Source organism: Dolomitihabitans soli (genome assembly GCF_022213955.1).
GTDB lineage: Bacteria > Actinomycetota > Actinomycetes > Streptosporangiales > Streptosporangiaceae > Streptosporangium_A > Streptosporangium_A soli.
On record NZ_JAKNTW010000005.1, the window covers coordinates 487,449 to 511,257 of the forward strand.

Here is a 23,809-nt window from a genome sequence, read left to right on the forward strand (position 1 = left end):
TTGTCAAGATCGGTGTCGTGCCACGGGCTCCGTGCGGGCCCGCCCGTCAGTTCGCGACGGCGCCGCGGATGCAGGTGGGGCGGGACCAGGCGGTGGTGGACTTCTCGCCGATGCTCAGCGGAACGCCCAGCACGAAGCAGTAGCCGGAGTCGGGCTTGAGGCCGAAGACGCGGGTCGACGTGGACCCCTGGTCCAGCACGGTGGTCTGCTGCCCGTCGGCCGGCTCGCGCTGCAGCACCAGGGGAAACCTTTTGGCGTTCGCGGGCAGGGTCCAGCGGAGCGTGATCGAGGCGCCGTTGTCGGCCGCGATCTTCAGGTTGCGGGGGGTGAGCGCCTTGACGGCGGCGGGGTCGACCGCGTCGGCCTCCCCGGACGGCACGGCGGTCGCGGTGGGACGTGCGGTGACGGGGTCGTCCTGCGCGGAGACGAAGAGGGCCACGCCGATGCCCGCGCCCGCCAGCCCCGCCACGGCCATCCCCACGACCAGGTGCAGGCGCAACCGGGAACGGGGGGCGGCGGGCGGGCGCGGCATCGTCGTGTGCTCGCGGCTGGGCTCACCCGGCAGGTCGCCGCCCACCATGTCGGTGGCGGGCAGGCCCAGCTCGATCTGGATGGCCTGGAGCCGCTGGGCGAACTCCCGTGCCGTGCCGTACCTCTCCTCGGGCTGCTTCGCCAGCACGCGCATGATCGCCTCGGAGACCGCCGGGGGCACGTCACGCCTGCTGAAGGGCGGTGGCGGCCGACTCAGCACGCGGAGCATCAGCGGCGCGATCGACGGGTCGGCCGGATTGTGGAAGGCGGGCTGCCCGGCGAGCAGGTGGTAGAGGGTGGAGCCGAGGGAGTAGAGATCGGAGGAGACGCTGTGCGGCTGGCCGCGCAGCACCTCGGGGGCGGCGTGCAGGGGAGTGAAGGCGTGGGCCGCGGCCGAGACCTCGGCCATGTCGACGACCCGCGCGACGCCGAAGTCGGCGATGGCCGGCTCGCCGTACTTCGAGATCAGGATGTTCTGCGGTTTGATGTCGCCGTGCAGCACTCCCGCCTGGTGCACGGCGGACAGCGCGCCCGCCAGCTTCACCCCGGCGCGCAGCACGTCCGCCACCGGCAGCGGCCCCTCACGGCTCAGCCGGTCGCGCAGCGAGCCGCCCTCGAAGAACTCCATCGCGATGTACGGCCGGCCGGCCCTGGTCGTGCCGGTGTCGAACACGGTCACCACGTTGGGGTGGCCGGTCAGCCGCCCGGTGAGCTGGAGCTCACGCTGGAACCTGCGCAGCGTACCCTGATCGACCTTGTCGACGGACAGCACTTTGAGCGCCACCTGCCGGTCCAGACGTTCCTGGTAGGCGCGGTAGACGACGGCGAACCCGCCCTGCCCGGCCTGATCAAGAACGCGATAACCGAGGGCCTCCTCGATTGGTTGCACCCGTTCTCCCCTATGTCCCCGTTCCGGCTGATACTAGTGGGCCGGGGGAGATCGCTCAGGTGAAACTCAGCGGCCAGGGCACCATGAGCACGGCGCCGGCCACCAGGGAGGCACCCGCGACAAGAAGGAAGAACAGGACATAGAGCCCGCCGGGGAGCACGGTGAGCCTCGCGAGCTGATCGGCGTCGGAGTCGGGCGCCCGCCCCCCGCGCCGCTTGCGCTGCAGCTCGATGATCGGCCGTATCCCGCCGAGCAGCAGGAACCACACGGCCAGGTGCGCGCAGATCGCCTGCACCTCCTGCGGCGCGAACCAGGACAGCGCGAACACCGCGCCCCCGGTCACCACCAGCGACAGCACCCCGAACAGGTTCCGGATCAGCAGCAGCATGCAGGCGAGCAGCACCAGCACGCCCCAGAGCAGGATCGTGATGTAGCCCTCGGCCACCAGCCACGCGCCGCCCAGCCCGAGCAGCGACGGCGCGACGTAGCCCGCCAGGGCGGTGAGGATCATGCCGGGCCCGGTGGGACGGCCACGGGTGAGCGTCACTCCCGAGGTGTCGGAGTGCAGCCTGATGCCCTGCAGCTTGCGGCGGGTGAGCACGGCGGCCAGCGCGTGCCCGCCCTCGTGGGCGATCGTGATCAGTCCGCGTGACAGATGCCAGGAGGCGGTCGAAAGCACCACCACCAGGGCCACTGCGGCCGACAGCAGGATCGCCCAGTCGGGGGGATCCTGCTGGGCCGTTGTCAGGTGGGCCCACACCTCGTTGAGCGACTCCATCGACTTACAGCTTGCCCGAAAGATGACCATCCCGCGACTCGGAGGTTATGGTCGGTCACGGTTCTGGATGTTCTGCGACGGTAATGCCGCCAAATTGTCGACCTACACTCATAACGTCTGAGCGGAGGGGGTGTCCATGGCGGAGCGACGGACTCGGGGTGTGCGCGCCTTTCTGCGATCTCCCGGACGGCATCAGGACGAGGCGCCTCCGGAGCGGTTCCTGGACCCGCGTGGGGAGGAGGAGGACACGTTCCGGCCGAGCGTGATCGACAGCGCCGTCTACGTCGACGGCCGCCGTGTTTCGAGCCCCGACTCGCTCGCCGCCGCCTTCGAGACGTTGAAGAACACTCCCGGCGGCCTGGCCTGGATCGGGCTCTACCGCCCGAAGGACTGGGAGATGGCCGAGGTCGCCGAGGAGTTCGGGCTGCACGAGCTGTCCGTCGAGGACGCCATCGTCGCCCACCAGCGCCCCAAGGCCGACCGCTACGGCGACATGCTCTTCGTCGTCCTGCGCGCCGCCCGTTACGTCGACGATCTGGAGGAGGTCGACTTCGGCGAGCTGCACGTCTTCGTCGGGCCCAACTTCGTGATCACCGTCAGGCACAGCGAGGCCCCCGACCTGTCCACCGTGCGCCGCCGGATGGAGTCGGATCCCGACCTGCTCCGCCAGGGCTCCCAGGCCGTGCTCTACGCCATCCTCGACGCCGTGGTCGACGGCTACGCGCCGGTCGTGCGCGGCCTGCAGAACGACATCGACGAGATCGAGGTCCAGGTGTTCGGCGGCGACCCGGCCGTCTCCCGGCGCATCTACGAGCTGTCCCGCGAGGTGATCGAGTTCCAGCGGGCCACCCGGCCGCTGCTCGCCATGCTCGACGGCTTCATCGCCGGCTCCGAGAAGTACGGCGTGGACGAGGAACTGCAGAGCTACCTGCGCGACGTGGCCGACCACGCGATCACGGTCGACGAGCGGGTCGGCAGCCTCCGCCAGATGCTCCAGGACATCCTCGTCGTCAACTCCACGCTGGTCAGCCAGGCGCAGAACGCGGAGATGACGAAGCTCAACGAGGCCAACTTCGCGCAGAGCGAGGAGGTCAAGAAGATCTCCGCCTGGGCCGCCATCCTGTTCGCGCCCACCCTCGTCGGCACGATCTACGGGATGAACTTCGACTTCATGCCCGAAACCCACTGGACGTTCGGCTATCCCTTCGCGGTCCTCCTGATGGCCGGAGTCTGCGTGACCCTGTACGTGATCTTCAAGCGTCGCGACTGGCTCTGACCTCGCGGCTCACCCCGAGCGACTCGCCTCGCGCTCACGCGAGCATCTTGCGGGCCGCCTTCTCGATATCCGCCTCGGAGAGCAGCACGTGGCCGGCCGCGTCGCCGAGCGGGATGAAGCTGTCCTGGGAGGTGACCCGGGAGATCTTCCCGCCGAACCCGGCGTCGAGCAGCTCGGCGATGATCCCCTCGGACACGCCGCCGGTCCTGCGGGTCTCGTCGGCGATCAGCACCCTGCCGGTCAGTTCGGCCGCCCGGAGCAGGTCGTCGGTGGGCAGCGGAGCCAGCCAGCGCAGGTCGAGGACCCGGCAGCTGTGTCCCTCCGCGGTCAGCCGTACGGCGGCGCGCAGGCTCATCCGCACCCCGTTGCCGAAGGTCACGATCGTCAGGTCACGGCCGTCGCCGTAGCTGCGGGCCCGGCCGAGCGGCACGTGCGTCTCCACCCAGCGCGCGGGCGGCGCGTACGGCGCGAGCCAGCCGTTGTCACCCTCGTCGAACAGGTCACGGGTGTTGTAGAGCGCGATGGGTTCGAGGAACACCGACACGGTCCCGTCGGCGCGGCCGGCCGCGAGGCAGGTGCGCAGCATCGAGGCGGCGTCGTCGGGCCGGGCGGGGGAGGCGATGACCAGGCCGGGGATGTCGCGCAGGGCGGCGATGGAGTTGTCGTTGTGGAAGTGGCCGCCGAAGCCCTTCTGATAGGCGTAGCCGGCGACCCTGACCACCATCGGGTTCCGGAACGCGCCGCGGGAGAAGAACGACATGGTCGCCGCCTCGCCGCGGATCTGGTCGAGCGCGTTGTGCAGGTAGGCGAGGTACTGGATCTCGGGGACGGGGAGCAGCCCCGAGACGCCGGAGCCCAGGGCGAGGCCGAGGATCGCCTGCTCGTCGAGGAGCGTGTCGAAGACCCGTTCGGCGCCGAACCGCTTCTGCAGGCCGCGGGTCACGCCGTACACGCCGCCCTTGCGCGCCACGTCCTCGCCGAACAGCAGCATGCCGGGATCGGCGGCCAGGGCGTCGGCGAGCGTGCGGTTGATCGACTGGGAGAGGGTCAGCGGGCCCTCGTCCTCCGGCGGGTGGCCGCCGAAGGCGCGGCTTCTGGCCGCGGGCCCGGCGCTGACCGAGGCGGTCCTGGTGACCTGGTCGGGGTGGCGCGGCGCGAGCGGCGCGACGATCTCCTGCGCGGAGCCGAGCCGTGGCCGTCTGGCGGTCTCGGCGGCCATCTTGAGCACGTGGTCGCGGGTGGTCTCGTAGCGCGCCAGCACCTCGTCGGCGGTGCGCAGCCCCGTTCGGACGAGGAGGGCCGCGGTGGCGACCAGCGGGTCGCGGGCCAGGCCGGCGTCGATCTCGCGCTTGGTGCGGTACGACGACTCCACGTCGGATCCGGCGTGGCCCATCAGCCGGACCGTCTTGACGTGCAGCAACGCGGGCGTGCGGTGGGTGCGGACGTATTCCGCGGCCCGGAGCGCGGTCTCGTAGACGTCGATCAGGTCGCTGCCGTCGGCCCGGAGGTATTCGACCGCCGGGTGGCGGCTCTTCTCCACCCAGTCCTCCGGGGTGCGCACGCTGATGCCGAGGCCGTTGTCCTCGCAGACGAACAGGACCGGCATCGGCAGCCCCTGGTGGGAGCCGTAGACGGCGGTGTTGATCCCGGACAGCGCGCTGGCGTGGTTGGCGGAGGCGTCACCGAAGCTGCACACGGCGATCGAGTCGGCCGGCCACGCGCACGGCACGTCCAGTTTGCGGGCCCGCTCGATGGCGAAGGCCACCCCGACGGACCGGGGGAGGTGACTCGCGATCGTGGAGGTCTGCGGGAGCACCGCGAGCTCGGGATGGCCGAACACCTTGTGCCTGCCGCCGGCGATGGGCTCCTCCGCCGAGGCGGTGAGCCCGAGCAGCACGTCGCGCAGGCCCTCCTCGAACAGCCGGCCGGCCGCCGCCGACCGGGTCAGGTAGAACGCGCCCGACCGGTAGTGCAGCAGGGCCGGATCGGTGGGCCGCAGGGCGGCGGCGACCGCCGCGTTGCCCTCGTGCCCGGCCGAGCCGATCGTGTAGAACGACTGGCCGTCCGCCCGGAGCACCCGGGCGGCGATGTCCAGCAACCGGCTGCCGACCTGGTAGTCGAACAGCTCCAGACAGCGGTACCCGGTCAGGCCGGTGCCCTCGGCGACGGGCAGGTCCGGGTCCCGCGGAACTCCCCCCTGCAGTGCCGCAACCGCCTCGGTGAAATGCGTCTCAACAGTGTCGCGCGCCACGTGCCGATTATGTCGCGATGAACCGTGCTCCGTCTGCCGCCCACTCACATCCATCCCGGAGCCGTCCTTTCCGACATCATTAATGACAGATTGTCAGGTTATACAACTCTTTACCGTTTCCAGACGTCTACTTGTAAGGAATGGCATGACGTGGCACCCTCAAGCCGCGTTCCGACCTACGGGAGGATGACACCCGCATGTTGCAACGCATTCGAGTCGTCGTTGTCGCATTGGCGACGGCTGCCGGGGCTGTGGCCCTGGCCCCACCTGCTACCGCGGCGGCGGCCCCCGCCGTCGGCGAGATACAGGTGAATCCCAGTCCCGTCGTGGTGAGCGGTGGGGACGTCGACGCGACGTTCACCGTCATCACCAAGGAGGCGGGCAAGGCCGAGCTGCAGATCAAGCCGCCCGGCACGGGCACCTGGACGTCCCTCGACCTGAAGTCGGACCCGCACGGCAGCGAGACGAAGTGGACCGCGACCAGGGAGTTCGACACCAAGAGCAAGGACGGACGGTGGAGCGTCCAGGCCATCGCCCACGGCGAGGGCGGCGCCTCTGACTCCAAGAGCAGCAGCTTCGTCGTCAAGCAGGTCCTCGACACCCGGATCGTCGACTTCAACGCCTCGCCCGACCTGGTCTCCAAGGGCGACACCATCCAGACCTCCGGCAGGCTGCAGATCGACCGCGGCGGCTGGACGGGATACCGGGGCGAGTCGGTGACGATCACCTTCAGGGAGCAGGGGACCGACGCCTACCGGCACGTCACCACTGACAGGACCGGCCACAACGGCTGGTTCAGGGCGAGCGTCAAGGCCGAGGCCACCGGCTGGTGGCGGGCCGAGTTCGGCGGCGGCGGCGGAGCCAAGGGCTCGGTGAGCGACACCGACCGCGTCGACATCAGGCACCGGTCGAACGACACCCGGATCGTCGGCTTCGACGCGGGACCCGAGCCGGCCGAGCGCGGTGACCGCCTCACCCTGCGCGGCGAGCTGCAGATCGACGGCAGGCGCGGCTGGGACGGCTACGGCGGCCAGCGGGTCTCGCTCCTGTTCAAGGCCCACGGGTCCAGCAGGTGGGAGCACGTGGACTCCGACCACACCGATTCGGACGGCCGGTTCCGCGAGTCCGTGACCGCCTCCCGGTCGGGCTGGTGGAAGGCCGAGTACGAAGGCAGGGACGGCGTCCGGGGTTCGACCAGCGGCACCGACTACGTCCGCGTCTCCGACCCGACCCCGCCGCCCACGCCGGACCGGGCGGACAGCCGGATCACCAAGTTCAACGCCTACTACGAGCCGGCCAAGCGTGGCAAGACGCTGCGGTTCAAGGGCAAACTCCAGGTCGACGAGGGCTGGAGCTGGGACGGCCACCGGGCCAAGGTCCGGCTCTACTTCAAGCCCGCCGGCTCCGGCAAGTGGTACTGGGTGAAGTCGACCTGGTCCACGGGCAGCGGCAAGATCTACACCAAGACCACGGCCAAGCGGTCGGGCACCTGGAAACTGGTGTTCAAGGGTGACGAGGACGCCTACGGGTCCTCCAGCAAGAGTGACTACGTGCGCGTGAAGCGCTAAGGGTTTCCTGAAACCCAGGGACGAACGAGATCGGGCCGGCCTGCCTGTAAGGGGGCCGGCCCGATCTGCTGAATCCTGACGATTTCCGCGCCGGCCCGCCTGGAGGCCGGTAGATGGAACCCGGGACCGCCCGTCGCCGGCGGCGGCCTGCCGTACTGCAGCGTTAGTAGACGCTAACCAAGGCGGACAGGGCGAGGCGGTGCAGGAGCGCCGCCATGTCCTCGGGGGCGAGCTCTCCCGCGCTGTGCGGGGTGGAGTTGAGCAGGCCGAGCACCGCGTGTACGGCGGCGCGCAGGCGGGGCGGCGGGCACGAGGGGTGCAGCTCGCTGAGCACGGTCACCCACTCCTCCAGGTAGAGCCGCTGGAGCCGGCGGATCCGCCGCCGGTCGGGCTCCGGCACGTTGTCCAGTTCCCTGTCGTGCACCACGATCAGCGCGGGATGGCCGAGCGCGAACGCGATGTGTCCCCTGACCAGAGCGTCCAGCGCCTCGTCCGGGCCGGCGGCGGTGGTCGCGCAGGTGGCCCCGGAGGTGCGCAGCCGCTCGCTGACGTCGAGCAGCATCTCGGCCAGCAATGCCTCCTTGCCGGCGAAGTGCCGGTAGAGCGCCGGCCCCGAGACCCCGACCGCCGCGCCGATGTCCTCGATGGAGACGCCGTGGAAGCCCCGGGCCGCGAACAGCCGGGAGGCGGCGTCGAGGATCCCGGTGCGCCGCGACCTTCGATCGCGGGTAGGGGCCGAAGTGGTCGTCACACCGTCCATGGTAGACGGTGACGTTAATGATTACTAACATTGGTCCCAGCGAGCAGTCGCCCGCGAGGACCGAGATGAGGGGACGAGTGCGCGTGCGAGCCGACGAGACCGGCCGTCCGGACGGAGGCGCGGGATGAGCGCCGGGCCGGTGCTGGCGACCGCCGCCGACCCCGGCGCGGAGGTGTTCAAACGCACCGCCGAGGCGAACGAGGGCCTGGTCGCCGAGCTGCGGGAGCGCCTCGCGACGGCCGCGAAGGGCGGCCCGGAGCGGTCCCGCGCCCGCCACGTCGAGCGCGGCAAGCTGCTGCCCAGGGACAGGGTCGACGCGCTGCTCGACCCCGGCTCCCGCTTCCTGGAGCTGTCGCCGCTGGCCGCCACCGGAATGTACGGCGACGAGGCCCCGGCCGCCGGCATCATCACCGGCATCGGCCGGGTCGACGGCCGTGAGGTCGTGGTCGTCGCCAACGACGCGACCGTCAAGGGCGGCACCTACTTCCCGATCACGGTCAAGAAGCACCTGCGCGCCCAGGAGGTGGCCCTCCACAACCACCTGCCCTGCGTCTACCTGGTCGACTCCGGCGGCGCGTTCCTCCCGGAACAGGACGACGTCTTCCCCGACCGCGAGCACTTCGGCCGGATCTTCTACAACCAGGCCACCATGTCGGCCAGGGGCATCCCGCAGATCGCCGCGGTGCTCGGCTCCTGCACGGCGGGGGGCGCCTACGTCCCCGCGATGAGCGACGAGGCCGTCATCGTGCGCGGCCAGGGCACGATCTTCCTCGGCGGCCCGCCCCTGGTGAAGGCCGCGACCGGTGAGGAGGTCACCGCCGAGGAGCTCGGCGGTGGCGACCTGCACGCCCGCACCAGCGGCGTCACCGACCACCTCGCCGAGGACGACACCCACGCCCTGGCCATCGTCCGCGACATCGTGGCCACCTTCGGGCCGAGGTCCCCCGTGCCGTGGGAGGTCACCGAGGGGGAGGCGCCCGCGCACGATCCCCGCGACCTGTACGGCATCGTCCCGCCCGACAGCCGCACGCCGTACGACGTGCACGAGGTCATCGCGCGGATCGTCGACGGCAGCCGGTTCCTCGAGTTCAAGGCCGAGTACGGCGCGACGCTCGTCACCGGGTTCGCCAGGATCCACGGGCACCCGGTGGGCGTCATCGCGAACAACGGCATCCTGTTCGGCGAGTCCGCGCTCAAGGGCGCGCACTTCATCGAGCTGTGCGACCGGCGGAGCATCCCGCTGGTCTTCCTGCAGAACATCAGCGGGTTCATGGTCGGCAAGGCGTACGAGGCGGGCGGGATCGCCAAGCACGGGGCCAAGATGGTGACCGCCGTCGCCTGCGCGCGGGTGCCCAAGCTGACCGTCGTCATCGGCGGCTCGTTCGGCGCGGGCAACTACGCGATGGCCGGGCGGGCCTACTCCCCGCGCTTCCTGTGGATGTGGCCGAACGCCAGGATCTCGGTGATGGGCGGCGAGCAGGCGGCGAACGTGCTCGCCACCGTGCGCCCGGGGATGACGGCCGAGCAGGAGGAGGCGTTCAAGGCGCCCATCCGCGAGCAGTACGAGCGCCAGGGCAACCCCTACTACTCCACCGCCCGGCTGTGGGACGACGGCGTGATCGATCCCCTCGACACCCGGACCGTGCTCGGCCTCGCCCTGGGCGCCGTGGCGAACGCCCCCCTCGAACCCGTCGGCTACGGCGTCTTCCGGATGTGAGTGAGATGTTCGAAACGGTGCTCATCGCCAACCGGGGCGAGATCGCGGTCCGCGTCAGCCGTACGCTGCGCCGGCTGGGGGTTCGCGCGGTGGCCGTGCACACGGCGGCCGACGCGGGAGCCCGGCACGTGCGCGCGGCCGACCTCGCCGTGAGCGTGCCCGGCTACCTCGACATGGACGCCATCGTGGCCGCCGCGCTGGCCACCGGCGCGCAGGCGGTCCACCCCGGTTACGGCTTCCTCGCCGAGAACGCGGCCTTCGCCCGGCGGTGCGCCGAGGCCGGCCTGGTCTTCGTCGGGCCGCCGCCCTCGGCCATCGAGGCCATGGGCGACAAGATCCAGGCCAAGGCGACGGTGTCGGCCGCCGGGGTGCCCGTGGTGCCCGGCGGCGCCGAGCCCGACGACGACCTGGCCGAGGCCGCGCACCGGGTCGGTTTCCCCGTCCTGATCAAGCCGTCGGCCGGGGGCGGCGGCAAGGGCATGGTCGTGGTGCGGGCCGCCGCCGAACTGCCCGCGGCGATCGAGTCCGCCCGGCGCGGCGCGCTGGCCGCGTTCGGCGACGGGACCCTGCTCGTCGAGCGGTTCGTGGCCGGGCCGAGGCACATCGAGATCCAGGTCCTCGCCGACGCCCACGGCAACGTGGTCCACCTGGGCGAGCGCGAGTGCAGCCTGCAGCGCCGGCACCAGAAGATCGTCGAGGAGGCTCCCTCCCCGCTGCTGGACCCCCCGACCAGGGAACGGATGGGCGCGGCCGCCGTGGAGGCAGCCCGCTCGGTCGGCTACACCGGCGCGGGCACCGTCGAGTTCATCGTCGACGGTGCCACCGGCGAATATCACTTCATGGAGATGAACACCCGCCTCCAGGTCGAGCACCCGGTCACCGAACTCGTCACCGGCCTCGACCTGGTCGAACTCCAGCTCCAGGTCGCCGCCGGCGCCGTCCTCCCCATCACCCAGCGGGACGTCCGGCTCACCGGCCACGCCGTCGAGGCCCGCGTCTACGCGGAGGATCCCGCCCGCTCCTTCCTGCCCACCGCCGGCCCGCTGCTCGCCGTCCGGTTCCCCGCCGACGGCGACGCGTCGCCGAAAGGCGGGGCGGTGCGATCCGGCGGGCCGATCGTCAGGGTCGACTCCGGTCTCATGGCGGGGGGCGTCGTGGGGACCGGGTACGACCCGATGCTCGCCAAGGTCATCGCCTGGGCGCCGGACCGGGAGGGCGCGTTGCGGGCCCTCACCCGGGCGCTGTCCGAGACGATGATCCTCGGGATCACCACCAACGTCCCCTTCCTGCGCGCGCTCCTCCGGCATCCCGCCGTCCGCGCGGGAGACCTGGACACCACCCTGGTCGAACGCCACCTCGACGATCTGGCGGGAACCGCCGAGGTTCCCCCCGACGTCCTGGCCGCCGCCGCCATGGTCCTGCACGACTCGGGCTCCTCCCCCTGGGAGATCGCGGACGGCTGGCGGCTGGGCGAACACGCGTGGACGACCTGGCGGCTGGAGAGCCGGGGCGAGGTGATGGAGGCAGAGGTGCGAGGACTCCCGCTCACCGGGGCCGAGGTACGCCTCCCGCCGGGCTCAGCCGTCCAGGATGCCCGGCTCGTCCCGGACGGGAGTGGTTTCCTGGTGACGCTGGGCGGAGTCACCCGCCACTACGCCGCCGCCCGCGACGGTGACACCGTCTGGCTGGGCAGGGACGGTGAGACCTGGTCGCTGAAACGGCACCTCCTCGGCGATCCCGGCGACCGGCTGGGCGCGGGACACGCGGGGGACGGGGTGGTGCGGAGCCCGATGCCGGGAACCGTCCTGGTGGTGAAGGTGTCGCCGGGGGAGCGGGTCGCGCCGGGCCAGCCGTTGCTGGTCGTGGAGGCGATGAAGATGGAGCACACCGTGACCGCCCCGGTCGGCGGCGTGATCGCCGAACTGAGCGCGCGGGCGGGCCGGCCCGTCGACATGGACGCCGTGCTCGCCGTGGTGCGTCCGGAGGAGGAAGGGGCATGATGCGCGTGCCGTACGAGGTTCCGGCGGACGGGCTGCCGGAACGGGTCACGATCTACGAGGTGAGCCCCCGCGACGGTCTGCAGAACGAGTCGGCCGTCGTCCCCGTCGAGGTGAAGGCAGAGCTGATCGCGCGGCTGGCCGAGGCGGGGCTGACCACGATCGAGGCGACCAGCTTCGTGCATCCCCGGTGGGTGCCGCAGCTCGCCGACGCGGGGGAGCTCCTGACACGGATGCCGAGGGTGCCCGGCGTCCGCTACCCCGTGCTGGTGCCCAACGAGCGGGGCCTGGACCGGGCGCTGGAACACGGGGTCACCGAGATCGCGATCTTCGGCAGCGCCACCGAGACGTTCGCGCAGCGCAACCTGAACCGCAGCGTCGCCGGCTCGATCGAGATGTTCGCCCCGGTGGTCTCCCGGGCCCTCCAAGAAGGGATCAAGGTCAGGGCGTACGTCTCGATGTGCTTCGGCGACCCGTGGGAGGGGCCGACGCCGCCTGCCCAGGTCGTCGACGTGGGCGCCCGCCTGCTCGACCTCGGCTGTTACGAGCTGTCGCTCGGCGACACGATCGGCGTCGGCACCCCGGGCCACGTCGCCGCTCTGATCGCCGCGTTCGACGCCCGGGGGATCGGCGCAGGCCGGCTCGCCGTGCACTTCCACGACACCTACGGCCAGGCGCTGGCGAACACCCTCGCGGCGCTGACCGCCGGGGTGACCGTGGTGGACGCCTCGGCCGGGGGGATCGGCGGCTGCCCCTACGCCCAGTCGGCGACGGGCAACCTCGCCACCGAGGACCTGGTCTGGATGCTGCACGGCCTCGGCATCGAGACCGGCGTGGACCTCGGCTCGCTCGCCGCCACCAGTGTCTGGGTCGCCGAACGGCTCGGCCGTCCCAGCCCTTCCCGCGTCGTCCAGGCCCTCGCGAAGGAATGATCATGAAGCTCACCGACGAGTACGAAGCACTGCGCAAGACCGTGCAGGGGTTCGCCCGCGACGTGGTCGCCCCCGTCATCGGCGACTACTACGAGCGCGAGGAGTTCCCCTACGAGATCGTCAGGCAGATGGGCGCCATGGGGCTCTTCGGCCTGCCGATCCCCGAGGAGTACGGCGGCATGGGCGGCGACTACTTCGCCCTCTGCCTCGTTCTCGAGGAACTGGCCCGGGTCGACTCCAGCGTGTCGATCACCGTGGAGGCGGCGGTGTCGCTCGGCGCGATGCCCATCTACCGCTTCGGTACGGCGGAGCAGCGGGCGACCTGGCTGCCCCGGCTCACCTCCGGCGAGATGCTGGGCGCCTTCGGCCTGACCGAGCCCGGCGGCGGCACCGACGTGCCCGGCGGGATGCGGACCACCGCCACGCTCGACGGCGGCGAATGGGTGATCAACGGCACGAAGGCGTTCATCACCAACTCGGGCACCGACATCACCGGAGTCGTCGGCGTGGCCGCCATCACCGGGACCACGGCGGCCGGCAAGCCGGAGATCTCCACCATCCTGGTCCCCTCGGGCACGCCCGGCTTCACCGTCTCCAAGAAGTACTCCAAGGTCGGCTGGTCCGCCTCCGACACCCGCGAACTGTCCTTCGCCGACTGCCGGGTCCCCGCCGCCAACCTGCTGGGCGAGCGCGGCCGGGGCTACGCGCAGTTCCTGCAGACCCTCGACGAGGGCAGGATCGCGATCGCGGCGCTCGCCGTCGGGCTGGCCCAGGGCTGCGTCGACGAGTCGCTCCGCTACGTGCGCGAGCGGCGGGCGTTCGGCCACCCGATCGGCCACTACCAGGCCATTCAGTTCAAGATCGCCGACATGGAGGTCAGGACCCACACCGCCAGGCTGGCCTACCACCACGCGGCCGAGCGGATGCTCTCCGGCCTGCCCTTCAAGAAGGAGGCGGCCATCGCCAAACTGGTCGCCGGCGACGCCGCCATGGACAACGCGCGGGCGGCCACCCAGATCTTCGGCGGCTACGGCTTCATGAACGAGTTCCCGGTCGGCAGGTTCTACCGCGACGCCAAGATCCTGGAGATCGGCGAGGGCACCAGCGAGGTCCAACGTCTCCTGATCGCCCGTGAACTGGGACTCGCCGACCTGTGACGGGTGCTCTCACCCCGTCCGGTGATCCGCCGGCCCCGTTTCCGCATGTGAGCGATCCTCAGCGGAGGTCTAAGGAGATCCAGGAGTTGAAGATCGGTGGGCTGCGGGACGGTCGGGGGTGACCGGCCGGCACCCGGGATCAGCCGGATGCCGGCCGGCGCGTCCAGGATGAGCTTGCCGGTGGGGACGATCCGGGTAGAGCTACAACTGACGCAGCACCTGCATGGCATCCCTCTCGATGCGCGAAAGATCGTGGAGAATGACGCGGGCCTGTTCGAGATGCCCCACATCGCCGTCCTCTCCAGCCTTCGTGATCAAGGTGGCCACGTCCGTCCACAGGGTGGCGGCCTCGGCGTACAGCTTGTGACCGGCGCGGAGGCCGCTGTCGTCGATCAGCTGGAGGCACTCGCCGAGGAAGTCGCGATAGAGGGCGCGAAACAAGGCACCGCCGGTGCCCGCTTTCTCCATCAAGAGGGCGGCTTGCGGTAGGTCCTGCTGCGGGTTGCCGACGCGCGCCAGCCATTTGGGCACCTGTTCGGCGGCTTTCTCGATGCCGCGGTGGCCCAGGTTCGCGATGGGGGCGGCGAGGAAGGCGTCGGCGCAGTCCCTGATGGCGGGGACGATCTGGTCCTGCCAGCGAGGCGGGTGCTCCGGCAGGGTGATGGTGAAGGATCGGTTTCTGGCGGTCATCGGGCCGCGTTCGGTCCGCGCCATGGCCAGGCTGACCCTGCTGGTGCGCACCGCTCCTCCCTGCTGGCCGGTGTCCACCAGGTAGACGTCGTGCTCGTCGTAGCCGTACATGGCGACGACATGGCCGCCGAAGTGCACCTTGGACCGGAAGTACTCCAGGTGATAGCAGTCGAGCTGAAGGCCGACCGGCCGACCGGCATCGATGGGGGCGGCCACGTTCTCCCACGCCTTGCGCGGCGAGGTGGTCTCCTCGACCAGCAATGTCAGCCCCAGCCTGACAGCCAGGTTCCTGGTGAGCTCGAAGGGCTTGACGCGACCTCCGAGAAAGGGGAACGCCATCCCCTTGCTGTCCCAATAGATGAAGGACAGGCCCGAGCCCAGCCCGAACAGCATGGGCTCGGACAGATCAAGCCCTTCATGCCGCAACAGCACCCCCAGCGCCGTCGTCTCGCAGTGCTGCATGCCGCGAGCCTCGATGTCCTGCACGGTGGGCATACGTTCTCCCCGCTACTTCCTTGACCGGCTACCAGGATCGTCAGGCGTAGCATGAGGCCTCCCACAGGGGGAGAGTCCAGCCGCATGATCCTCACCTCGCCGGGGCCGGCTCGGCGAGTGCCGGCTTCCATCCGGCGGGCGGCCCTGAGGTCGGCCGGGGCCTCGACGTGGTGGGTCCTGTGCCCACGGCTGTGGGCACAGGATATGGACACCCGTCAGCTCGGCAGCTGGGCGTCCAGGCGGTAGCCGTCCACCGTCACGTAGACCTGGTCGCCCGGCCGCGCGTTGAGCCGCATCAGCACCGGCTGGAGCGAGTCGAAGACGGGCTGGCGGTCGCGCCACACCAGCACCACCGCGTTGTCACCCGGCCCGGTCACGGACAGCAGCGTGCCGGGCCGCATGCCGAGCTGCGCCGCGTACCCCTCGGGCACGGCGACCGGCTCACCACGCAGGTGTTCGCTGGTGACGTCGATCCGCTGCCAGCGCCTCGGGTCGGAGGCGGGGTTCGGCGGCGGCGGCGGAGGCGTGGCGGGCGCTCCGGCGCGCTGGCCGGGCATCAGGTGGGTGCGGCCGTTGCCGGACAGCGCCGACAACGTGGCGAGCGCCGCACTCGGATCGATGCTGGCGGTGCTGACCTGCGGGACCGGCTGCCCGCCGCGCGGATGACCGTTGGCCCCCGGCGTACGGCGGGGCAGCGGCGTCTGCGCGGCGAACGCGCCCGAGGCGGTCTCGGCGCCCCGTTCGTGCTGCGCCGCCTCCTGGGCCGGCGGGGCGGTCAGCAGCGCGTCCATCCACGCTCTGGCCGAATGCGAGCGGATGCCGAGCTGGCCGAGCAGCTCCACCATGTCGCCCCCCGCCTGGTTGGCGGCCAGCAGCTGGCGGGTGCGCTCGCGGAGCCCGCCGAGGTCGCCGACCACCAGCCAGCCGTCCTGGAGGCGGCGGTCGGGCATCAGGGTGACCAGGACCCGCCACAAGGAGGTGCGCAGGACGGGCACCTCGATCGGGTGCGCGGGATCGGCCCCGATCAGCTGCTCCTGAGTCGCCGCCGCGCCCAGCCACTCGGTGAGCCGGAACAGGTGGCCGGTGAGGGCGGAGGACGCGGGAGAGCGGAGCCAGTGCAGGACCCGCTCCTCGGCGCTGCGCTGGGCGAGGGAGAGGACCTCGCGGTCCACGTCGAGCCGGTGCGCCAGGGTGCGGAGGCTGATCGGGTCGGCCGCGAACAGCCGCTCGACGGCCACGGCCCGCTCCAGCGGCTGCCATTCGCGGAACATCCCGTCCACCAGCCCGACCAGCGGGAACTCGGTGGACGCGGCGGGCGCGACGGCGGGCTGAGGGGCGGTCGCCGGCGGTTGCGCCTGAGCGGGCTGCGGCGGCTGGGCCGGCGCGCGTCCGGGCTGCGGTTGCCGCGGGACCTGCGCGGGGGCAGGCGGGTGCGGCACGGCGGTCTGAGGCTGGGTCTGGGTCTGGGTCGTGGCGGCGGGCGCGCCCGCCGCGGAGCGGTGGGCCGGGATCCGGCTCAGCACCTCGCGGAAGACAGCGGACACCACGGCCTCCGGCGGGGCCGCGCCGCCAGGGGCGGCCAGGTCGCCAGGGGTGAGCCGGGTGACGTGCGACCATCCGCCGAGCGCCGCGACGACCGAGCGGGCGGGCGCGGGCCAACCGGGCAACGCCGGATCGGCCGCGTGCACCTGCAAGGCGGGCAGCACGTCGGTCAGTGCGAGGTGGTCCCACCGGGTGAGCGACAGGCGGGACAGCCGGTCGCAGAGCCAGTCCATTCCCATCACGGCCATGGCGCGTGGCAGCGCCACAGAGGCCCACCAGCCGGTGGGCAGTCGGGGGTCGGCCAGTACTTCGGCAACCTGCTTGGGCCGGCTCCAGCGCAGAGCCGGAACCAGATCGCTCAGGCAGATCGATGACTCGGCGTCCATCGGCAGACCGCAACCTCCCCAGAGTGACGCGTGTGGCTAGTGGTGCAGCCTACGCCGCAAGCTATCAATTGGTGTCAATAGGGTAAAGCTCGTTGGGCGGTGAATCGGGCGAATCACGTATTTGGGGTCGGCCACCTATCTGGGTTACGGCCCTCGCCCCCGCCCGGCACCCCGCTGTCAGGGCGTCGGCCTCGGAGGATCCGGCGAGCACGGCCGTCAGAAATCCCGCGGCGAACGCGTCGCCCGCGCCGGTGGAGTCGACGACCCGGGCGGGCAGGCCCGGGACGGCGGTCTCCAGACGCCCGTCCCTCGCGAACAGCGCACCCCTCTCGCCGACTTTCACCACGGCCGCACCGTATCGGGAACTGAGCTCTCGTGCGGCCCGCTTCACCTCGGTCACCCCCGTCAGCACCTCTGCCTCGTCCTGGTTCGGGATGATGAGCCCGGCGGATGAGGTCTCCGAAAGGAAGCGCTCGACACCGAAGCCGCGCAGGAATCCCGCCGATCCGGGATCCACGCTGATCCGCACGCCGCGCGCGGACGCCGCCGCCATCGCCAGCCGGGCCAGTTCGAGGCCGGGCTCGGCGAACAGCAGGTAGCCCGACATGTGCAGCAGTCCCACGCCGTCCAGCAGCGCGTCGTCCCAGTCGCCGGGGCCGATCCAGGCGCCGGCCCCCCGGTTGGTCAGCATCGAGCGCTCGCCGGTGACGTCCACCATCGCGATCACCACGGCCGTCGGGTGATCGGGGTCGACGTCGACGTGCGGGCGCACCCCCGCGCGTACCAGTTCGGCCGTGTGCCACTCGGCGGTGTCGTATCCGACGCGGGCCAGCAGGCGCGCGTCGGCTCCCAGGTGGGCCGCCCAGCAGGCGGTGTTTGCGCCCGAGCCGCCGGGCCGCAGGACGATGTCGGCGGCGGTGTCGGTGCCGGTGCCGGTGCCGACGCTGGTGCCCGCGTCGAACGCGGCGGCCTGGTGCAGGGCGACGACGTCGGTCACGACGTCGCCGATGACGAGCAACCCGGCCACGTGGTCAGTCCCTCGCCGACCAGGCGGCCGCGATGAGTCCCGCGAGGCGGGCGTTCCCGCGGACGGCGGCCAGGTTCGCCTCCAGCGAGGCCCCCTTCGTGCCCTCGGCCAGGAACTCCAGCAGGAACGGCGTGATCGCCTGGCCGGTGACCCCCGCGCGCTCGGCCGCCGCGAGGGCCTCGGCCAGCACCCGGTCGTGCAGCGCGGGATCGAGCTGCGCCGCCTGCGGCACCGGGTTGGCCACGATCAGCGCCGTCTCGGTGCCGAGCCGATCCTGAGCGAGCATGATCGCGGCTGCCTCGTCGGGCGACTCGATGCGCCAGTCGACGGGCTCCCCCGAGCTGTGCAGGTAGAAACCGGGGAAGGTGTCGCTCCCGAAACCCGCGATCGTGACCCCGCGGGTCTCCAGCCGCTGCAGCGTGGCGGGCACGTCGAGGATCGACTTCACCCCGGCGCAGACCACGGTGATCTTCGTACGGCTCAGCGTGTCGAGATCGGCGGACTCGTCCTGGCTGTCCGTCCACCCCCGGTGCACCCCGCCGAGCCCTCCCGTGGCGAACACCCGGATGCCCGCCCGTGCGGCGAGGAACGACGTCGCGGACACCGTCGTCGCGCCGCTCGCCCGCAGCGCCGCGGCGGCCGCCAGATCGCGCTGGCCCAGCTTGCGCAGGCCGGGCTCGGTGGCGACCCGCGTCAGCTCCGCCTCGTCCAGCCCGATGCGGGCGACCCCGTCGAGCACCGCGATCGTCGCGGGTACGGCGCCGGCCGCCCTGACGATCTCCTCCAGCTCGACGGCCACCTCCAGGTTGCGTGGCTGAGGCAGCCCGTGGGAGATGATCGTGGACTCCAGGGCCACCACCGGATCGCCGGCGGACAGCGCCCCGGCGACCTCCTTCGACAGGCTGAGCACGGTGTTCGTAGGCATGGGGTGGTTCTTACTCCTCGTCCATGGGCTGCTCCGGCGCAACTGGAACGGCACGCTGAGCACGGTTGTTCCAAGACGGGCACGCTATCCGGACCCGCTGGAACGTCGCGTTGAGCGGGGTTCCACGCCGGCAGGCCACCCGGAGCGCCGTGAGCGGCGCGTCGGACGGGCTCCAGGCTGCACGCCACCCGGAGCGGCGCGTTGAGCGGGGTTCCACGCCGGCAGGCCACCCGGAGCGGCGCGTTGAGGATGGTTCCAAGCCGGCACGTGGTGCGGAGCCGCCGGACTGTCGCCGGCACACCACCAGAGCCGCCGAAACGTCACGCGGAGCGGTCGTTCGAAGGCGGTACTGTCACCCGAAATCAGTACTGTCACCCCGGAGTCGGTAGGTACGGTCACCCGGAGTCGGTACGGTCACCCGGAGTCGTCCGGCGGCGGCTCGGAGCGCTGTCGTCCGGCGTGCCGTACGGAGTCGTTGCGGATCACGCCACGAGGGTGACGCCCGCGAGCGAGACGGTCGCGATGATCATGGTGGCGATGCCCCCGAGCAGCAGCGACCGGCCGCCGCGCAGCAGCCGGCGCACGTCGACCCCGGTCCCGAGCCCGAACAGGGCCGCCGCCAGCAGCACGTTCGTCACCTGCGGTGTCGCCTGCACGATCGCCGCCGGCACCAGCTCCGCACTCCGTACCACGGCCAGCACGGCGAACCCCGCGACGAACCAGGGCACGCCCGCCCCACGCGTCCGCCCCGACCCCGGATCCGTACGGCGGGCCGTCAGCGAGACCAGCGCCACCATCGGCCCGAGCAGCAGCACCCGGGACAGCTTGGCGATGATCCCAGCGGCCAGCACGGCGGCTCCGCCGGCGGCCCCGATCGCCGCCACCTGCGCGACCTCGTGGACCGATGCTCCCGCCCACAGCCCCACCTCGCGAGGCGACAACCCCAGCGCCGCCCCGATCATCGGCACCAGCACGATCGCCGCGCTCCCGAAAAGCGTCACCACGGCCACCGCGCTCCCCACGTCGTCGTCCTCCCGGCCGTCGCCGGAGGGCGTCGTCCCCTTCGCGGTCGTGCCCGTCTTCGTGGCCGTGTCCATGGCGGCGATGGCGGCGGCGCCGCAGATGGACACGCCGGTCGCGATGAGCAGCGCCCGGCGCGGCGGCACGCCGATCCGGGCGCCGAGCGCCCGGGTGCCCAGGAACGTGATCGCGGTGCTTCCGGCGATCACCACCAGGGCCTGCCAGCCCAGCGCGAGCAGTTCGGGCAGTGCGATCTGCAGCCCGAGCAGCACGATCGCCACCCGGAGCACCCGCTTGGTGATGAAGGCGAGTCCTGGCCGTGTCGCTCCGGGCAGCCACCCCAGGTTCGCCAGCGCCGCCCCGGCCGCCACCGCCACCACCGCCGGGCTCACCCCCGGCACCACCCGCGCCGCCGCGACCCCGGCGACCACCACGCCCCCCGTCAACGCCACACCCGGCCCCAGCTCCCGCAGCCGCTCCCGCACCCGCGCCGCCACGCTCACCCGCGCCGTTTCCTGCGACAGCGCCCGCGTCCCGGCCCCTGACAGTGCAAGCGCTCCGTCACCCGGCGCGGCCGAGGGCTTCGGCGATGGCGCAGCCGATTCCGGAGCCGCCGCCTGGGCCCGCGTCCGTCCGCGCGGCTCGGGTCGTGCCTCTATCGGCGGCTTGGCCCGTGTTTGCTCCTGTGTCGTGGTCGAGGCTCTGGCCGGTGGTGTGGTCTGTGGTTGCGTGTGTGGCCGGGTCTGCGTTCGATCCGGGGATGTGGTCGAGGCTCTGGCCGGTGGTGTGGTCTGTGGTTGTGTCTGTGGCCGGGTCTGCGTTCGATCCCGGGATGTGGTCGAGGCCCCGACCGGCGGTGTGGTCTGTGGGTGTGTCTGTGGTTCGGTCCGCGCCCTCGCCTGTGGTTCGGTCCGCGCTCGGTTCTGGAGTGTGTCCGGGGCGGGCGGAGTGGTGGCCGCATACCGGGCTGAACCGGGAGGGAAGGGCATGCTTCGAGTCTTCGGCAGGTTGGGCACGCCGGGTAGGCGGCAACTGGCTGGGAGGTCATAGCCTGGGGCTATGAGTGAGCTGCCGGATCTGGAGTCGCTGAGGCTACTGGTGGACGTGGGCGAGTTGGGCAGCCTCGGTCAGGCGGCGCGTGCCGCCGGGATCGCCCAGCCGTCGGCGAGCAAGCGGATCGCGCTGCTGGAGAGACGGCTCGGGCTGCCGCTGCTGGAGCGCACGCCCAGCGGGTCCAAGCTCACCACCCAGGGTGCGATGGTCGCGGGGTGGGCGACGCAGGTGCTGGCCGCGGCGGAGGAACTGGTGCGGGGCGCGCAGGCCGTACGGCGGGGGCGTGAGGGGCATCTGCGGGTGGCGGCGAGCATGACCGTGGCCGAATACCTGCTGCCGAGATGGCTTGGCGAGTTCCAGGCGCGCGAACCGCAGGTCCAGGTCGGGCTGGACGTGCTGAACTCCGCCGAGGTCGCCGCGCTGGTGCTGGGCGAGGAGGGGCAGCGGCCTGCGGTCGGCGGCGAGGACGCGGAGGTGGAGCTGGGCTTCGTGGAGGGGCCGGTGGTGCCCGCCGGGCTGGAGTCGGAGGTGGTGGCGACGGACCGGCTGGTCGTGGTGGTGGCCGGCGGGCATCCGTGGGCGCGCCGCCGTACGCCGTTGCGTCCGGCGGAGCTGGCGGCGACCGCGTTGGTGGTGCGGGAGCGTGGTTCGGGGACCAGGGACACGCTGGACCTGGCGATGCGCGGGCACGTGGTGGCCGCGCCGAGGCTGGAGCTGGGCTCGAACACGGCGGTCAAGGGCGCCACCCGGGAGGGGGCGGCGCCTGCGGTGCTCAGCGGGTACGCGGTGGAGACCGAGTTGGCGACCGGCCGGCTCGTGGAGGTCACCACGGCCGGGATCGACCTCGGCCGCCGCCTGCGCGCGGTCTGGCGCCGCGGCCGGAGACTGGCCGGGCCCGCCGCCACCCTCCTCGCGATCGCCAGGTCCGGCGCGAAGTGATCGTTGGCGGACTCGAGTGCTCATAGCGATCGCCAGGTCTGCTGCGAAGTGATCGTTGGCGGGCCCAAGTGCTCATAACGATCGCCAGGTCCGGCGCGAAGTGATCGTCGGCGGACTCAAGCGCTCATAATTCAGATAGGGTCCGGATTTGATGCGATACGACGTTGTCATCGTCGGGGCCGGCCACAACGGGCTGGTCGCCGCCGCCTACCTTGCCGGGGCGGGCCGCCGGGTGTTGGTCCTGGAGCGGCTCGGGCACGTCGGCGGGCTCGCGGTGTCGGCCAGGGCCTTTCCCGGCGTGGACGCGCGCCTGTCCCGCTACTCGTACCTGGTCAGCCTGCTGCCCTCCAAGATCACATTCGATTTGGGGCTGAAGCTGGAGCTGCGTGGCCGCCGCTTCGCCTCCTACACCCCGGTCGGCCGTACCGGACTGCTGGTCGACGGTGGCGACGAGGCCAGGACCGCCGCCTCGTTCGCGGCCGTGACCGGCGGCGGAGCGGAGTACGAGGCATGGCGCCGGTTCTACGCGCTGACCGCCCACGTCGCCCGGCGGGTCGCGCCGACGCTGCTGGAGCCGCTCGTCGGCGCTTGGGCGATGCGGGCGGCCGTGGGCGCGGAGGCGTGGCGCGATCTGTTCGAGCGGCCGGTCGGCGAGGTGGTGGACGAGCGGTTCGCCGACGACACGGTGCGCGGCGTGGTGCTCACCGACTCGCTGATCGGGACCTTCGCCGACCCGTCGGCGCCCGACCGCCTCGCCAACCGGTGCCTCCTCTACCACGTGATAGGTGACGGCACCGGAGACTGGAACGTGCCGGTCGGCGGCATGGGGGCGGTGACGGATGCGCTCGCCTCGGCCGCGCGGGCGGCGGGGGCCGAGATCCGCACCGGTACCGAGGTGCTGGCCATCGACCCCGCCGGCGAGGTGACGTTCCGCGACGACCGGGGCGAGCACACGGTGACCGGCGGGCACGTACTCGCCAACGTGCCGCCCGCCGTACTGTCCCGGCTGCTCGGCGAAGGCGAAGGCGAGGGCGGGGACCTGCCTGAGGGCGCCCAGCTCAAGATCAACATGGTGTTGTCCCGGCTGCCCCGGTTGAAGGACCCGGCGGTCGATCCCGCGCAGGCGTTCAGCGGGACGTTCCACATCAACGAGGGCCGCGACCAACTCGCCGCCGCCCATGCCGAAGCCGCCGGCGGGCGCGTCCCCTCGCTGCCGCCCGCCGAGGTCTACTGCCACTCGCTGACCGACCCGTCGATCCTGGGAGCCGACCTGCGGGCGGCGGGGGCGCAGACGATGACCCTGTTCGGGCTGCACATGCCCGCCAGGCTGTTCCGGGCCGACCCGGAGAAGGCCAGGAAGGAGGCGCTGGCGGCGACGCTGGCCTCCGTGGGCGGCGTGCTCGCGGAACCGCTGGAGGAGTGCCTGCTGCGCACCCCCGGCGGCGAACCCTGCCTGGAGGTCAAGACCCCGGTCGACCTGGAACGCGAGGCAGGGCTGCCCGGCGGGCACATCTTCCACCGAGATTTGTCGTGGCCGTACGCCGAGGAGCCGGCCGACGAGGGACGGTGGGGCGTGGAGACCGGGCACCCGAAGGTGCTGCTGTGCGGCGCGGGCGCGCGGAGGGGCGGCGGCGTCAGCGGCATCCCCGGCCACAACGCGGCCATGGCGATCCTGCACGGCGGCTGACGCGACGAGGCCGACGAGGCTCCCCGGGTCCCGTGGTCCGGTGGCGGAGGTCCGGTCACGCGTGGCATGCGGCGGAGACGGATGGCGTCCCCGCTCAACGAGGCACGCGACGAGGCTGGCCAGACTTCCCCGGGTCCCGTGGTCCGGTGGCGGAGGTCCGGTCACGCGTGGCATGCGGCGGAGACGGAT

General features: G+C 71.9%; 17 protein-coding genes. 8 read left to right on the forward strand and 9 right to left on the reverse strand.

Annotated elements, in window-relative coordinates:
- Positions 1 to 46: 46 nt before the first annotated feature.
- Positions 47 to 1,420 (reverse strand): serine/threonine-protein kinase, encoded by a 1,374-nt coding sequence (locus MBA17_RS13070; protein ID WP_238496673.1) that lies wholly within the window; start codon positions 1,418 to 1,420, stop codon positions 47 to 49.
- 55 nt (positions 1,421 to 1,475) lie between these two features.
- Positions 1,476 to 2,198 (reverse strand): M50 family metallopeptidase, encoded by a 723-nt coding sequence (locus MBA17_RS13075; RefSeq protein ID WP_238496674.1) that lies wholly within the window; start codon positions 2,196 to 2,198, stop codon positions 1,476 to 1,478.
- A gap of 136 nt (positions 2,199 to 2,334) precedes the next feature.
- Here MBA17_RS13075 and MBA17_RS13080 point away from each other — a divergent pair, with 136 nt between their 5' ends.
- Entirely contained in the window at positions 2,335 to 3,474 is a 1,140-nt protein-coding gene (locus tag MBA17_RS13080; RefSeq protein WP_238496675.1) for a magnesium and cobalt transport protein CorA, read from the forward strand.
- Positions 3,475 to 3,508: 34 nt separating this feature from the next.
- Here MBA17_RS13080 and MBA17_RS13085 read toward each other — a convergent pair whose 3' ends face one another.
- Entirely contained in the window at positions 3,509 to 5,725 is a 2,217-nt protein-coding gene (locus MBA17_RS13085) for a thiamine pyrophosphate-dependent enzyme (protein WP_238496676.1), read from the reverse strand.
- Between the two features lie 308 nt (positions 5,726 to 6,033).
- On the opposite strand from MBA17_RS13085, the gene MBA17_RS13090 reads away from it, so the two are divergent.
- Positions 6,034 to 7,293 carry a hypothetical protein gene (locus MBA17_RS13090; RefSeq protein ID WP_238496677.1) on the forward strand — a complete coding sequence of 420 codons (1,260 nt, stop codon included), beginning with the start codon at positions 6,034 to 6,036 and terminating at the stop codon, positions 7,291 to 7,293.
- A gap of 163 nt (positions 7,294 to 7,456) precedes the next feature.
- On the opposite strand, the gene MBA17_RS13095 is transcribed toward MBA17_RS13090, so the two are convergent.
- Entirely contained in the window at positions 7,457 to 8,053 is a 597-nt protein-coding gene (locus MBA17_RS13095; protein ID WP_238496678.1) for an SACE_7040 family transcriptional regulator, read from the reverse strand.
- Between the two features lie 124 nt (positions 8,054 to 8,177).
- Here MBA17_RS13095 and MBA17_RS13100 point away from each other — a divergent pair, with 124 nt between their 5' ends.
- From MBA17_RS13100 to MBA17_RS13115, 4 genes are read left to right on the forward strand one after another with little or no spacing between them, the layout of a single operon-like run.
- Entirely contained in the window at positions 8,178 to 9,770 is a 1,593-nt protein-coding gene (locus MBA17_RS13100; RefSeq protein WP_238496679.1) for a carboxyl transferase domain-containing protein, read from the forward strand.
- Between the two features lie 5 nt (positions 9,771 to 9,775).
- Positions 9,776 to 11,770 carry an acetyl/propionyl/methylcrotonyl-CoA carboxylase subunit alpha gene (locus MBA17_RS13105; protein ID WP_238496680.1) on the forward strand — a complete coding sequence of 665 codons (1,995 nt, stop codon included), beginning with the start codon at positions 9,776 to 9,778 and terminating at the stop codon, positions 11,768 to 11,770.
- Positions 11,767 to 12,699 (forward strand): hydroxymethylglutaryl-CoA lyase, encoded by a 933-nt coding sequence (locus tag MBA17_RS13110; protein ID WP_238496681.1) that lies wholly within the window; start codon positions 11,767 to 11,769, stop codon positions 12,697 to 12,699. Before MBA17_RS13105 ends, MBA17_RS13110 begins: the two co-directional genes overlap by 4 nt.
- Positions 12,696 to 13,856 (forward strand): acyl-CoA dehydrogenase family protein, encoded by a 1,161-nt coding sequence (locus MBA17_RS13115; RefSeq protein ID WP_455432751.1) that lies wholly within the window; start codon positions 12,696 to 12,698, stop codon positions 13,854 to 13,856. The genes MBA17_RS13110 and MBA17_RS13115 overlap by 4 nt, the downstream gene beginning before the upstream one ends.
- A gap of 201 nt (positions 13,857 to 14,057) precedes the next feature.
- On the opposite strand, the gene MBA17_RS13120 is transcribed toward MBA17_RS13115, so the two are convergent.
- From MBA17_RS13120 to MBA17_RS13140, 5 genes are all read right to left on the reverse strand, one after another.
- Positions 14,058 to 15,041: a BtrH N-terminal domain-containing protein gene (locus MBA17_RS13120; RefSeq protein ID WP_238496683.1), complete on the reverse strand. Its 984-nt coding sequence runs from the start codon at positions 15,039 to 15,041 to the stop codon at positions 14,058 to 14,060.
- Between the two features lie 215 nt (positions 15,042 to 15,256).
- Positions 15,257 to 16,969 (reverse strand): hypothetical protein, encoded by a 1,713-nt coding sequence (locus MBA17_RS13125; protein ID WP_238496684.1) that lies wholly within the window; start codon positions 16,967 to 16,969, stop codon positions 15,257 to 15,259.
- Between the two features lie 64 nt (positions 16,970 to 17,033).
- Positions 17,034 to 17,996 (reverse strand): carbohydrate kinase family protein, encoded by a 963-nt coding sequence (locus MBA17_RS13130; RefSeq protein ID WP_238496685.1) that lies wholly within the window; start codon positions 17,994 to 17,996, stop codon positions 17,034 to 17,036.
- A 4-nt stretch (positions 17,997 to 18,000) separates the two neighbouring features.
- Positions 18,001 to 18,921, reverse strand: a complete 921-nt coding sequence (locus MBA17_RS13135; RefSeq protein WP_238496686.1) for a pseudouridine-5'-phosphate glycosidase — start codon at positions 18,919 to 18,921, stop codon at positions 18,001 to 18,003.
- A 482-nt stretch (positions 18,922 to 19,403) separates the two neighbouring features.
- Complete coding sequence (locus MBA17_RS13140) at positions 19,404 to 20,444, reverse strand: YeiH family protein (protein WP_238496687.1); 1,041 nt, start codon at positions 20,442 to 20,444, stop codon at positions 19,404 to 19,406.
- 556 nt (positions 20,445 to 21,000) lie between these two features.
- Here MBA17_RS13140 and MBA17_RS13145 point away from each other — a divergent pair.
- Both MBA17_RS13145 and MBA17_RS13150 read left to right on the forward strand, forming a co-directional pair.
- Positions 21,001 to 21,933: a LysR family transcriptional regulator gene (locus MBA17_RS13145; protein ID WP_238496688.1), complete on the forward strand. Its 933-nt coding sequence runs from the start codon at positions 21,001 to 21,003 to the stop codon at positions 21,931 to 21,933.
- 151 nt (positions 21,934 to 22,084) lie between these two features.
- A complete protein-coding gene (locus MBA17_RS13150) occupies positions 22,085 to 23,620 on the forward strand; it encodes a phytoene desaturase family protein (protein ID WP_238496689.1) in 1,536 nt (511 codons plus the stop codon).
- The last annotated feature ends 189 nt before the right edge of the window (positions 23,621 to 23,809 follow it).

Bases quoted from the DNA above. Each gene is read 5' to 3' on its own strand.
- MBA17_RS13075 (WP_238496674.1), bottom strand. From the start codon at position 2,198: ATGGAGTCGCTCAACGAGGTGTGGGCCCACCTGACAACGGCCCAGCAG.
- MBA17_RS13080 (WP_238496675.1), top strand. From the start codon at position 2,335: ATGGCGGAGCGACGGACTCGGGGTGTGCGCGCCTTTCTGCGATCTCCC.
- MBA17_RS13095 (WP_238496678.1), bottom strand. From the start codon at position 8,053: ATGGACGGTGTGACGACCACTTCGGCCCCTACCCGCGATCGAAGGTCG.
- MBA17_RS13100 (WP_238496679.1), top strand. From the start codon at position 8,178: ATGAGCGCCGGGCCGGTGCTGGCGACCGCCGCCGACCCCGGCGCGGAG.
- MBA17_RS13105 (WP_238496680.1), top strand. From the start codon at position 9,776: ATGTTCGAAACGGTGCTCATCGCCAACCGGGGCGAGATCGCGGTCCGC.
- MBA17_RS13110 (WP_238496681.1), top strand. From the start codon at position 11,767: ATGATGCGCGTGCCGTACGAGGTTCCGGCGGACGGGCTGCCGGAACGG.
- MBA17_RS13115 (WP_455432751.1), top strand. From the start codon at position 12,696: ATGATCATGAAGCTCACCGACGAGTACGAAGCACTGCGCAAGACCGTG.
- MBA17_RS13120 (WP_238496683.1), bottom strand. From the start codon at position 15,041: ATGCCCACCGTGCAGGACATCGAGGCTCGCGGCATGCAGCACTGCGAG.
- MBA17_RS13125 (WP_238496684.1), bottom strand. From the start codon at position 16,969: ATGGACGCCGAGTCATCGATCTGCCTGAGCGATCTGGTTCCGGCTCTG.
- MBA17_RS13135 (WP_238496686.1), bottom strand. From the start codon at position 18,921: ATGCCTACGAACACCGTGCTCAGCCTGTCGAAGGAGGTCGCCGGGGCG.
- MBA17_RS13145 (WP_238496688.1), top strand. From the start codon at position 21,001: ATGAGTGAGCTGCCGGATCTGGAGTCGCTGAGGCTACTGGTGGACGTG.
- MBA17_RS13150 (WP_238496689.1), top strand. From the start codon at position 22,085: ATGCGATACGACGTTGTCATCGTCGGGGCCGGCCACAACGGGCTGGTC.